Source organism: Enterobacter sp. BNK-29, from assembly GCF_048684785.1.
Classification (GTDB): domain Bacteria; phylum Pseudomonadota; class Gammaproteobacteria; order Enterobacterales; family Enterobacteriaceae; genus Enterobacter; species Enterobacter cloacae_M.
Genome location: NZ_JBLQTU010000004.1, coordinates 131261 through 144138, shown reverse-complemented (window position 1 = coordinate 144138; position 12878 = coordinate 131261). Strand labels below are relative to the sequence as shown.

Below are 12878 nucleotides of genomic sequence, written 5' to 3'. Positions count from 1 at the left end.
CCGCTCTTTTTTTAACCTGGCAAGACTGGCAAATAACCTGGCAGATGCAGGCAAACGCTTTTCTCATAGGCCTGTCAGGATAAGGCTGTCACAACACAATAAACACAACAAGATGAGGTCTACGATGGGAAGCAATTCTTCTTTTTCTGCCCGTAGAACGGCGCTGGCCATGGCCGTTGCGCTGTGTTGCGCCTGGCAATCCCCTGTTTTCGCCCACGGCAGTGAGGCGCATATGGTCCCGATGGACAAAACGCTGCAGGACTTTGGCGCGGACGTTCAGTGGGATGATTACGCACAGATGTTCACCATTGCGAAAGACGGTGCCTTTGTGAAGGTCAAACCGGGCGCAAAAACCGCCATCGTCAACGGTAAAACCCTCAGGCTTGAGGTGCCGGTGGTGATGAAAGGCAAGAAAGCCTTTATTTCCGATACCTTCATCAACGACGTTTTCCAGTCCGGCCTTGATCAGACCTTCCAGGTAGAAAAACGCCCTCACCCGTTAAACGCGCTAACGGCGGACGAAATTAAGCAGGCCGTTGAGATTGTGAAAGCCTCGGCGGACTTTAAACCGAATACCCGCTTTACCCAGATCGCCCTGGCAGAGCCTGAGAAAGCCAAAGTGTGGGACTTTGTGCTTAACGGTACGGCAGTGGATGCCCCTCGCCAGGCGAAGATCGTCATGCTCGATGGCAAGCACGTTATCGAAAGCGTGGTGGACCTGAAGGATAAAAAAATCCTGCGCTGGGAACCGGTAAAAGACGCGCACGGCATGGTGCTGCTGGATGATTTCACCGCGGTTCAGCAGATCATCAACGAAAGCACCGAGTTCGCCGAGGTGCTTAAAAAACACGGCATCACCGACCCGAAAAAAGTGATTACTACGCCGCTGACCGTCGGCTATTTCGACGGTAAAGACGGCCTGAAGCAGGAAGATCGCCTGCTGAAGGTGGTGAGCTATCTGGACGTGGGCGACGGCAACTACTGGGCGCACCCGATTGAGAACCTGGTGGCCGTGGTCGACCTTGAGCAGAAAAAGATCCAGAAGATTGAAGAAGGCGCCGTGGTTCCTGTTCCCATGACCCCGCGTCCCTATGATGGCCGCGACCGCGTTGAGACGCCGAAAAAACCGCTCAACATCACTGAGCCGGAAGGCAAGAACTACACCATCACCGGGGATATGGTGCACTGGCAGAACTGGGATTTCCACCTGAGCCTGGACTCCCGCGTCGGCCCGATGATTTCAACCGTCACCTATAACGACAACGGCAAAAAGCGGCAGGTGATGTATCAGGGGTCGCTCGGCGGCATGATCGTTCCTTACGGCGATCCGGACGTGGGCTGGTACTTTAAAGCCTATCTCGACTCCGGCGACTACGGTATGGGCACCCTGACCTCACCGCTGGTGCGCGGTAAAGACGTGCCGTCCAACGCCGTGATGCTCAATGAAACCATCCCGGATTACACCGGCGCGCCGATGGAGATCCCGCGCGCGATCGCCATTTTCGAACGCTACGCGGGGCCGGAATACAAACATCAGGAGATGGGTCAGCCAAACGTCAGCACCGAGCGCCGCGAGCTGGTGGTGCGCTGGGTGAGTACCGTGGGCAACTACGATTACATCTTTGACTGGGTGTTCCATGAAAATGGCACCATCGGCATTGATGCCGGCGCAACGGGTATAGAAGCGGTGAAAGGCGTTCAGGCGAAAACCATGCACGACGCCACAGCCAAAGACGACACCAAATACGGCACGCTGATCGACCATAACATCGTGGGCACCACGCACCAGCACATCTACAACTTCCGTCTTGATATGGACGTGGACGGCATCAACAACAAGCTGGTGGCGATGGATCCGGAAGTGAAGCCGAATACCGCAGGTGGCCCGCGCACCAGCACCATGCAGATCAATCAGTACGATATTGATACCGAGCAGCAGGCGGCGCAGAAGTTCGACCCGGGCACCATTCGGCTGCTGAGCAACACCAGTAAAGAGAACCGCATGGGCAACCCGGTCTCGTACCAGATTATCCCTTACGCGGGCGGTACGCACCCGGTGGCGACCGGCGCGAAATTTGCCCCGGACGAGTGGATTTACCATCGCCTGAGCTTTATGGACAAACAGCTGTGGGTGACTCGTTACCACCCGGATGAGCTCTACCCGGAAGGAAAATTCCCGAACCGCTCCGTACACGACACGGGCCTGGGGCAGTACAGCAAGGATAACGAGTCGCTCACCGATCAGGACGACGTGGTCTGGATGACCACCGGCACCACCCACGTCGCCCGCGCGGAAGAGTGGCCGATTATGCCGACGGAATGGGTGCATACCCTGCTTAAACCGTGGAACTTCTTCGACGAGACGCCAACGCTCGGGAAGAAGAAAGACGAACAGAAATAAAAACGCACCGGGCGCAATGCCCGGTTTTTCATCTATTTTCTTGCTGAATACCTCTCCCCGATTATAGTTATTTCTACCTCGTTTATTCCTATTGCATTTCTTGAACCACTTTCAGCCAGGACACGAAGTTTCCACGAACGACGTAATACACCACTGAGAGGTTAGGATGAAATTCAATTTGATCGTCAGGAGTCTTGCTCTGGCTGGACTTGTTATTTCCGTCAGCTCCGCGTATGCCGCAGAAGCCCCGAAGGACGCCACGGCAGCAACGCAACAAGCCAATAATGCCCTCTTTAATCAGCTGCCTTTTTCCGACAACACCGATTTTACGAACGCCCATAAAGGCTTTATTGCACCGATTCCTCAGGAAATAATCAAAGGGGAACAAGGGAATATCATCTGGGATCCACAGCAGTATTCGTTTATTAAAGAAGGCGATAAAGCGCCGGACTCCGTTAATCCCAGCTTATGGCGTCAATCTCAGCTGATTAATATTAGCGGCCTGTTTGAAGTCACCGACGGCGTATATCAGATACGAAATCTTGACCTGTCAAATATGACCATCATTGAAGGGAAAGAAGGTATTACCGTGGTTGACCCGCTGGTGTCGGCAGAAACGGCGAAGGTCGGGATGGATCTCTATTTTAAAAATCGCGGCAAGAAGCCTGTCGTCGCCATTATTTATACCCACAGCCACGTTGACCACTATGGCGGCGTGCGCGGCGTGGTGGACGAAGCCGAGGTGAAATCCGGCAAAGTGAAGGTCTACGCGCCAGCCGGGTTTATGGAAGCGGCCGTTGCCGAGAATATCATGGCGGGCAACGTGATGAGCCGCCGCGCCAGCTATATGTATGGCAACCTGCTGAAGCCCGATGCCAAAGGTCAGGTGGGTGCCGGTCTTGGAACGACGACCTCCGCCGGGACGGTCACGCTGATTGCCCCAACTAACATCATTGAGAAAGACGGGCAAAAAGAGGTTATCGACGGCCTGACCTATGATTTTATGCTCGCACCGGGATCCGAAGCGCCATCGGAAATGCTCTGGTATATCGAAGAGAAAAAACTGATTGAATCCGCTGAGGACGTGACCCATACCCTGCACAACACCTACTCGCTGCGCGGGGCCAAAATCCGCGAGCCGCTGCCGTGGTCGAAGTACATCAATCAGGCGATTGTGCGCTGGGGTGACAAAGCTGAAATCATCATGGCGCAGCACCACTGGCCGACCTGGGGCAACGAAAACGTCGTCAAGTTGCTGAAAAGCCAGCGCGATCTCTATCGTTACATCAACGACCAGACGCTGCGTATGGCGAACGAAGGGCTGACGCGCGACGAAATCGCCGCTAACTTCAAGCTCCCGGATTCTCTGGCGCATACCTGGGCCAACCGCGGCTATTACGGTTCGGTGAGCCATGACGTAAAAGCCACCTATGTGCTGTATCTGGGCTGGTTTGACGGCAACCCGGCGACGCTGGATGAACTGCCGCCTGAAGAAGGCGCCAAGAAATTCGTGGAGTATATGGGCGGCGCGGATGCCATCCTGAGCAAGGCGAAAACCGACTTCGACCAGGGCAACTACCGCTGGGTGGCGCAGGTGGTGAGCAAAGTGGTCTTTGCCGATCCAAACAACCAGGCGGCGCGTAATCTGGAAGCGGATGCGCTGGAACAGCTTGGCTATCAGGCTGAATCCGGCCCGTGGCGTAACTTCTACCTGACCGGTGCGCAGGAGCTGCGTAACGGCGTGGTGAAAGGGCCAACGCCGAATACCGCCAGCCCGGACACGGTGCGCGCGATGACGCCAGAGATGTTCTTTGACTATCTGGCTGTCCATATCAACGGACAAAAAGCGGGTGACGCCAAATCGGTGTTTAACATCGATCTGGGCAGCGATGGCGGGAAATATAAGCTGGAGCTGGAAAACGGCGTGCTGAACCACACGGCGAACGCGGAAGCAAAAGAGGCGGACGCGACGCTGACGCTTAACCGTGACACCCTGAATAAAATCATCCTCAAGGAGGTGACGCTAAAACAGGCTCAGGACAGCGGAAATATTAAAATTACTGGTGACAGCGCGAAACTTGATGCCATGCTTAGCTATATGGACAAGTTTGATTTCTGGTTTAACATTGTGACACCGTAACGGTGCACGCATAAGGGCGGTTCGTCCGCCCTTTCCTGCTTCACGTGTTAGCCAGAAAGGGAAAAAAGCGTCAATGGAAAAGAGAAAAAAACCGACACTTGAACGGGCAACCTGGCCAACGCGCCATGCTATGGTCATGCACGGGCTGGCGATGAACCTGCCGTGGCTGGCCTTCGTGAATATCAGCTTCGCGGTGATGATTCTGCTGCGACACGTTTTGCTTAATACCAGCGATCCCCTTTATCCCCATTCGCCGCAGCTGACGAGAATAGTTGATGCCTCCATGCTCGGCATTATCATCCTCTCCGCTGCGCTGATCCTGATGGCCTGGCGGCGCATCGCCGGCATCAGCGTGGTATTGTTTATCTGCAGCGCCATCTGGTCGGTCTCCTGCTTCTGGTTTATCACCCAGCTGCTGCTCCCGCACGTCTGGCCGCTGTGCGTCATTTTATTACTCGCCGGCTTAACGGCGCTCTATTTTTATCCTGAAGGGCTACTCGCCTTTGTGCTCCCGCTCTGGATCACCCTGCCGGTAGCAAGCTGGATACGGAACGATGGCCTCAACCTTCATTTTTTTGTTATCTGGAGCGTCTTTACGCTGATCCTGATCTGCGGGCGTTTCATCCTGCTGAGCTGGTTTGACGAGGCCTGGCGACGTAACCAGCAAAATCAGCTGCTGATCTCCAGGCTGGATGCGCTGGCGCATCAGGATCCGTTAACCAAAACCGCCAATCGCCGGAAAATGGAAGTGGTGCTGGAGAACGCGGTTGAGCAGAAAAAAACCTTCTCGGTGATTATGCTGGATATCGACTATTTCAAACGCTACAACGACACCTACGGGCACCAGGCGGGTGACGACTGCCTGACGCGCGTGGCGCGGGTGCTGAAGCAGTCGGTGCGCACGCCTGACGATGTGGTGTCACGCTACGGCGGCGAGGAGTTTATGGTGATCCTGTTTAACTGTCCGGAAAACATCGCAGAAAAGGTTGCCTTACGTATACAGGACGGCCTGCGCACAGAAGCTATACCGCACAGCGCGTCAACCGTTAGCGATCGTGTCACCGTGAGCATGGGGATTGCGAGCATGGCGGAAGGGTTAGCGGGCACCGAGATCATCGCCCGCGCCGATGCGGCGCTGTATCGGGCGAAGGAGGCCGGGCGGGATCGGTGGTCGCTTTAATTAAAGCCGGGTGGCGGCTACGCCTTACCCGGCCTACAAAATTCGCCCGGTGCGGCTGGATGCCCTCACCCTGACCCTCTCCCACGGAGAGGGAACAAACACTAAAAAGGCAACCTCCAGGTTGCCTTTTGCTTTTACTAGTAGCGCACGCAAACCGATTTGGTTTCACACCAGCCGTCCAGCCAGTCCGGACCGAAGTCGCGTCCGGTGCCGGACTGCTTCATGCCGCCGAACGGCAGGTTGGCGTCAATCAGCGTATGGCTGTTCACCCAGACGGTGCCCGCCTGCAGCCGGTCGGTGTACTCCAGCGCCTTGCTGATATTCTGCGTCCAGACGCTGGCCGTCAGGCCATATTCGGTGTCATTTGCCAGCTGGAGCGCCTCTTCCCCGTCGGCAACGCGCACCAGGTTGACGACCGGGCCAAACACCTCTTCGCGGGTCAGGCGCAGCGAGGTATCCGGGTTCACCACCAGCGTAGGCGAAACGTAATAGCCTTTGCCTTCCGGCCCCCGGTTACCGACGATCAGCTCCGCGCTGCGCGACTTCGCTTCGTCAAGGAAGGTCTGCACCTTGTCGCAGTGCGCGCGCGACACCAGCGGGTTGATAAACGCCTCCGGCGACATGCCCGGCCCGACGCTCAGGGATTTCACCGCCTGCTCAAACCCGCTGACCAGCGTGTCAAACAGCGGCGCTTCAATATAGATGCGCGAGCTCGCCGCGCACACCTGCCCCTGGTTCAGGAAGCTGCCGGTCATCAGGCCTTCGATCACCCACGCCGGGTCCGCGTCTTTCAGTACGATAGCCGGGTTTTTCCCGCCCAGCTCCAGGGTCACCCCGGTTAGCGTGTCCGCCGCCGTGCGGGCGATTTGCTTGCCCGTCGCCGTTGAGCCGGTAAAGCTCACCTTTGCAATATGCGGATGCGAGGTCAGCGCTGCGCCGCACACCGCGCCGCTCCCGGTCACCACGTTGAACACCCCGTCCGGAATGCCCGCTTCGCTGGCCAGTTCCGCCACGCGCAGCATGGTGAGCGGCGTGGTTTCTGACGGCTTGATGACAATAGAGCAGCCCGCGGCCAGCGCAGGCATCACTTTCCACATCCCGATCATCAGCGGGAAGTTCCAGGGCACAATCCCGGCCACCACGCCAACCGGCTCCTTACGCGTCCACGCCTGATAGCGGGCGCCCTTCGGCAGCGGAATGGAAAGGTCGAGGGTCTTACCCGAAATTTTGGTGGTCAGCCCGGCGGTATAGCGCATCCAGTTCAGGGTGCAGCCGACTTCAAACATGCGGGAAATATTGATGGATTTGCCCTGCTCCAGCGTTTCAAGCTGGGCCAGCTCTTCGCTGTGCTGTTCGACCAGATCGGCGAAATGAAGCAGGATCCGCTCGCGCTCCGCCGGCAGTTTTCCGGCCCAGCTGCGGGCGACAAACGCGCGCCAGCCGGACATAACAGCACGGTCAACGTCGTCGACGCTGGCATCGGCAGTTGAGGCAATGACCTCGCCCGTGGCCGGGTTGAAGACGTTCAGCCGCTTTTCACTGTCCGACGCGGCCTGACGCCCTTCAATCCACAGGCCATGCTGTCGGTCTAAAAATTGTTGTACGGCAGGCTGAATGGCCACCTGTGATTCAGACATAGGATACTCCTTCGTTATTCTTCGCAGGGTCTCCATCCAGTCTAAGTGGGGTTTTGCGTTCTCGCTTTTGTCTCTGTGACATTCGCTTTGCCACCTGTGACAGGCTCCGCAAATCGCGATAATTGCCGCTTATATCGCTGTTACCGGTGAGTGTTCTTTCCTATAGTCAGCCTCATAGCTCTGACAAAATGCAACACAAATGCAACAATGCGAAAACGTTGACGGTGCAGTGAGAGAAACGATGGCGTGTGCAAGCGAGCAGGAACAGTATCAGCAGTGGCTGGCGCAAATTAACCAGGTTTGCGGGCGTTTTAACGCGCAGCCCACCGGGGGGAAATTCTTCGGCGAGCTGGAGACCAGCTATGCGCGCAGCCTGAAGCTCAGCACCGTGACCGCAGGCGGCGTTAACCTGTTCCGCTCCCGTCAGGAGATCGCTCAGAGTAATGATGCCTGGTTCTATACCGTGTTCCAGCTCGAAGGCAGCGCGGAAATTGAGCAGGATGACCGTCGCGCGCTGCTCAGAACCGGTGATATCACGCTGATTGACGCGTCGCGTCCCTGCTCGATCAACTGGCGGGAAAAATCCCGCCAGATTTCGCTGCTGGTCCCCCGTCAGATTATTGAGCAGCAGTGTCGCTTCCAGGAGATAAGCTGCGCGACCGCCCTTTCCCGCACCTTGCCCACGGTACAGCTGAGCCATCGCCTGCTGATGGAGAGCATGAGCAATGCCGACCTGAGTGACCGTGAAAGCGAAGCGGCGCTCGAGGCGATGATCTGCCTGCTGCGCCCCGCTTTCCAGCAGCGTGAAATCATTCAGCCGCGCAAGGAGCGCCAGTTCCAGCATGTGGTGGCGCTGATTGACGACCATATTCAGTCTGAATCGCTGCGCCCGGAATGGATTGCAGCCGAGAGCGGCATGTCCGTGCGCAGCCTTTACCGCATGTTTGCCGAGAAGGGGCTGGTGGTGGCGCAGTACATCAAAAACCGTCGTCTGGATCTCTGCGCGCAGGCACTGCAATCTACCGGTGATGATGAAAAGCTGGCGGGCATTGGCTACAGCTGGGGCTTTACCGACCATAGCCATTTTTCAACGGCGTTTAAGCAGCGTTTTGGCGTCTCGCCGGGTGAATACCGCAGGCGCTACCGCTAACTACTTTTTGAGCCATTTTCCGTTAATGCCCTTCACGTACTCGCCCGGCTGCGCGCGGGCAACCAGTTTCTGACCGGCCATTTTAGCCACTTCATCGACCGGCAAATTATTGCTGTCAGCCAGCTTCTGGTAGTTTTCCGCGCGCGCCGCATTGATACGATTGACCAGCGCCAGCGTTTCCGCGTCCTGTTGAATCGGGGCAAGATAGCCGCTGAGGGTTTCCCCCACGCGCCCCTGAGCCCGGGCATCGTTTAAGGTCAGCGCAGCCGCCTGCACGTTCATCCCCAGCGCCAGTAAAATCAGAGCTAATCGTTTCATGGCATCCTCAGAACAGATCGCTGCGCGATTTCAGCAGGGTTTCAACGTCTTTATCGACCTTAATATGGATTTCATGTTCGATTTTGACATTCATATTGATGGTAATCGGCTCCTTTGGCGCAGCGACTTCAATGCGCGGCGTACAGCCGGTCAGTAGCGCGGCAACGGCAACGGTGAGCACACCAGCCATCTTTTTCATTGTTGTTCCTCACTTTCCTTGCCAGTCAAACTGCGGGGAGCAGGTATCGCCGCATGTTGCTCAAACCAGGTTTGCAGGTTGTCCCCAAAGCGCAGGCTGCGCCAGAGGGTAAAGACATTCTCATCATGGGTATAGTTCAGGTTGACGGAGCTGCTTTTGCCATCCACCCGGCTGGTCCCCTTGATGGTCGCCTGCATGGTTAATTCACCCAGATTATCTAAATTGATTCTCGTCCACGAACGCGAAATTTCCATATAGCGGAGCCAGTTAATCGCCGCGCCCGCCACCATATTATCTTTCACGATGGCGTCGGCCGTATCTTTGTCGATGCGCAGCGTCATTGGCCCCGGGTTGGTCATCCAGCCATCTTTAATGATCCATTTTTCATTGTCCAGCCAGAACGGCAGCGCCCCGCTCACCGGCCCTGACATGGCAAACTGTTTCGGATTAACGGCGCTGATCAGCTCGCTCGAAGAGATATTGTCCACGCGCAGCAGGGCCGGATCGTGCTGAGGCATCCGCAGCTGCTGCATGGTGATCTTCCCGCCGAGGGTTTCCACCTTCACGTTGGTGAGGAGCAGCGGATTGTCCTCCGTCCAGGGATAGTCCCCCTGTAGATCGGCGGTAATGTTGCGCGCGGTCACCAGGTTTTCCACTTCGCCAATGCGCAAGGTGACCGGACCGCGCGTGCCGAGGGACCAGGTTCCCTCGCTGAAGCGGAACGGCAGCACAAAATCGACGCCGTTAATCTGGTTATCCGGCATCCAGGCGCTGCCGGATTTCAGCACGCCGTGCCCGCCGGCCTCAAAGCCCTGATCGGCCGCCGCCGAGAAGGCGACCTGCGCGTAAAGCTCCCCGTCGCGCAGCGTCATTTTCCAGTCCGGCGGGATCAGCGGCTGGAATACGGTGAGCGACTGTTTCGGCCACCAGGCTTGCCCGCGAAGGCGCTCGCCATCCCAGCGTCCGTTCACCTGTACCGGGCCGATTTTGTCCGCATGGAGATCGCCCTTAAACTGAAAAATGGTCGGGTCGGTGCCGTCGACGCTGAAGGTCAGGACCGAGGGCGGCAACGCGCTGCCGCCGGAGAAACGGGTTTGCCCGGCGTTGAGCGACAGCGCCCCGCTGAAGGTCGATTTTTCGGCATCACGTAGCCAGCGTACAGGCCGATCCAGCACCAGACGCGGTTTACTAACCTCCATCGTGCCGTACTGGAGCTTGTCAAAACCGGTGGAGAGCGCCGTCAGCTCAATAAGATTGTCGCGCCACTCGCCTTTCCCGGCGACATCCCAGCGGGCATGCATCGGCGTAAAGCCGCCTTTCCCCCAGTAGCGCCACTGCCACAGGCCGTTATCAGGTAAAAAGTTGTTGGCCTGGCCGTCCAGGTGGAGTTCAAAATCCCCCATCTGGTTTTCATGGGCGCGCAGAATCGCCTGTAATCGGCCGTCCACGCCCTTCTGCGTCAGCTTCACGCCCGCCAGCGGCCAGCGGATTTCATCGATATCGAGTGAGTCAATGATGCGCCCGCGCGAGCGGAGCAGCGCGCCCGGTTCAAAGGCCAGCTGCGGTTCATACAGGCTGCCGGTCAGCGTTGCGGGCAATTTGGCGTAAAGAATAAGATCGTTTTGCTTCGCCTCGCCGCTCAGATGCAGGGGCATGTCGCTGTTTTCCATGCTGAGCCTGCCGGGCCCAATGTTCAGTACCGCGTTGCCTTTCCCCGCATCACCCTGAGTAAGCACATTCAGCCGTCCGGTCAGGGTGGTATTTTCGAGCCCCTGCTGCCAGTTATCGGCGCGAAGAGACACCCGACCGCTCAGCGGCATACCCGAGAGATCCCAGTTCCAGCGCCCGTCGCTGATGTTCAGCTGCTCCGCCGTGACCTGCCACGGCAGGTCGAGCAGCGGATCGGGATTGTCCCGAGCCATCACCACCAGCTGTCCCTGATTGTCTTCCCAGTCCAGATCGGCATCGACCAGAGACGTTAACTGTGGCACGTTAAAGGTCGCGACCGCGTGGCCTTTCACCGGCACGCCATCCGGCACCAGCGGCAGGGTAAACTCGCCCACCAGCTTAATCGGCTGCGGCTGGTCCGGGAGCTGTACATCGAACTGGCTGACCGAGAGCGTCTGACCGCGAAGCGTGCCTTTAATGCTGACCTGCTCGCCTTTATAGGCGATCTCCTGAATGGACGGCGTCAGCGACGCATGCAGCTCGCCCTGCCACTGCTGCCAGGGCGACAGCGTCAGACGGTGAACCGTGATCCAGGTATTCGGTAATACCGCCTGCCACTGTGCCAGCGTTTTGGGGGCGACCGTTGAGGGCGCAGACTGGGGAATTGTGCTTAGACAGACGGAATTGAGATCCAGCGCGCCGACATCCAGCTTCCAGCGGCTCGGATGTGACAGCGTCACGTTATCGATGCGGGCAATTTCGCAGTCTTCAACCAGATAGCGAAGATCGGGGATCACCAGCGCGTGGCGGGTAAGTTTCGGACTCCCTTCGAGAGCGATGCGCGTCCCGACGGGCAACCAGATCCCGGCGAGCGTCGGTACCCACTGAGCGAGCGTCATCAGCAGCGTCAGCGGCAACAATATGAACAGCAGTAAAAGCGCAAGAGCGGCTTTGTATTTACCCTTCATGGGCAGTTAATATCCTGATTTAGCGAAAGAATTAAGCCGGCAGTGCCGATCATTGTCGCATGTTTAGGCAGTCAGTTGAAGGGAATGCCATTTTTAAGGATAGATGCTCTAGAATAATTGATAGAACTTATTGAATTAAATAATATTTTAGAAATTGTAAGATAATTTTAATCATGCTAACGTGAATGCAAAATCACTGGAGAAAGTCTTATGAAACTCGCGGTATATAGCACAAAGCAGTACGACAAAAAGTATCTGCAACATGTTAATGAGGCTTACGGGTTTGAGCTTGAATTTTTCGACTTTCTGCTGTCCGAAAAAACCGCCAAAACGGCGCACGGCTGTGAAGGCGTCTGCATTTTTGTTAACGACGACGGCAGTCGCCCGGTGCTGGAAGAGTTGAAAAAACAGGGTGTGAAATATATCGCCCTGCGCTGCGCGGGCTTTAATAACGTGGACCTCGACGCGGCGAAAGAGCTGGGTCTGAGGGTGGTGCGCGTTCCGGCGTACTCCCCGGAAGCGGTCGCGGAACATGCGATTGGCATGATGATGTCGCTCAACCGTCGTATTCATCGCGCTTATCAGCGTACCCGTGACGCCAACTTTTCTCTGGAAGGGCTGACCGGCTTTACCATGTACGGCAAAACCGCGGGCGTGATCGGCACCGGTAAAATCGGCATCGCCGCCCTGCGCATTCTGAAAGGCTTCGGCATGCGTCTGCTGGCGTTCGATCCGTACCCGAGCGCCGCTGCGCTGGAGCTGGGCGTGGAATACGTCGACCTGCCGACCCTGTTCTCGCAGTCTGACGTGATCTCCCTGCACTGCCCGCTGACGCCGGAGAACTACCACCTGCTAAACCAGGCGGCGTTTGACCAGATGAAAGATGGCGTGATGATCATCAACACCAGCCGCGGCGGGCTGGTTGACTCTCAGGCCGCTATCGAAGCGCTGAAAACTCAGAAAATTGGCGCGCTGGGGATGGACGTGTATGAGAACGAACGCGATCTGTTCTTTGAGGACAAGTCGAATGATGTGATCCAGGACGACGTGTTCCGCCGCCTGTCTGCCTGTCATAACGTGCTGTTTACCGGACACCAGGCGTTTCTGACTGCCGAAGCGCTGATCAGCATTTCGGAAACCACGCTGGGTAACCTGCAGCAGCTGGAAAAGGGCGAAGCGTGCCCTAACGAACTGGCGTAAGCGTGACGCCGGGTGGC

General features: G+C 57.0%; 9 protein-coding genes. 5 read left to right on the top strand and 4 right to left on the bottom strand.

What is annotated here, in order from left to right:
• Positions 1-124 precede the first annotated feature (124 nt).
• The 3 genes from tynA to ACMGGX_RS20300 all read left to right on the top strand — a co-directional run bounded on the left by tynA (position 125) and on the right by ACMGGX_RS20300 (position 5721).
• Entirely contained in the window at positions 125-2401 is a 2277-nt protein-coding gene (gene tynA, locus ACMGGX_RS20310) for a primary-amine oxidase (RefSeq protein WP_217072907.1), read from the top strand.
• A gap of 166 nt (positions 2402-2567) precedes the next feature.
• Entirely contained in the window at positions 2568-4541 is a 1974-nt protein-coding gene (locus ACMGGX_RS20305; RefSeq protein WP_420298856.1) for an alkyl/aryl-sulfatase, read from the top strand.
• A gap of 73 nt (positions 4542-4614) precedes the next feature.
• Entirely contained in the window at positions 4615-5721 is a 1107-nt protein-coding gene (locus ACMGGX_RS20300) for a GGDEF domain-containing protein (RefSeq protein WP_420298855.1), read from the top strand.
• 137 nt (positions 5722-5858) lie between these two features.
• On the opposite strand, the gene ACMGGX_RS20295 is transcribed toward ACMGGX_RS20300, so the two are convergent.
• Positions 5859-7358: an aldehyde dehydrogenase family protein gene (locus tag ACMGGX_RS20295; protein ID WP_420298854.1), complete on the bottom strand. Its 1500-nt coding sequence runs from the start codon at positions 7356-7358 to the stop codon at positions 5859-5861.
• A gap of 241 nt (positions 7359-7599) precedes the next feature.
• Between ACMGGX_RS20295 and feaR the strand changes: the two genes are divergently transcribed.
• A complete protein-coding gene (gene feaR / locus ACMGGX_RS20290) occupies positions 7600-8508 on the top strand; it encodes a transcriptional regulator FeaR (RefSeq protein ID WP_033145415.1) in 909 nt (302 codons plus the stop codon).
• Here the strand turns inward: feaR and ACMGGX_RS20285 are convergent, their stop codons facing one another.
• From ACMGGX_RS20285 to ACMGGX_RS20275, 3 genes are read right to left on the bottom strand one after another with little or no spacing between them, the layout of a single operon-like run.
• On the bottom strand, positions 8509-8826 hold the full coding sequence (locus ACMGGX_RS20285; protein WP_023311566.1) for a YdbL family protein: 318 nt from the start codon (positions 8824-8826) through the stop codon (positions 8509-8511).
• A gap of 7 nt (positions 8827-8833) precedes the next feature.
• Entirely contained in the window at positions 8834-9025 is a 192-nt protein-coding gene (locus ACMGGX_RS20280) for a YnbE family lipoprotein (RefSeq protein WP_014169918.1), read from the bottom strand.
• On the bottom strand, positions 9022-11661 hold the full coding sequence (locus ACMGGX_RS20275; protein ID WP_420298853.1) for a YdbH family protein: 2640 nt from the start codon (positions 11659-11661) through the stop codon (positions 9022-9024). Before ACMGGX_RS20275 ends, ACMGGX_RS20280 begins: the two co-directional genes overlap by 4 nt.
• Before the next feature lie 210 nt (positions 11662-11871).
• Here ACMGGX_RS20275 and ACMGGX_RS20270 point away from each other — a divergent pair, with 210 nt between their 5' ends.
• Complete coding sequence (locus ACMGGX_RS20270; RefSeq protein WP_023311563.1) at positions 11872-12861, top strand: 2-hydroxyacid dehydrogenase; 990 nt, start codon at positions 11872-11874, stop codon at positions 12859-12861.
• Positions 12862-12878 lie beyond the last annotated feature (17 nt).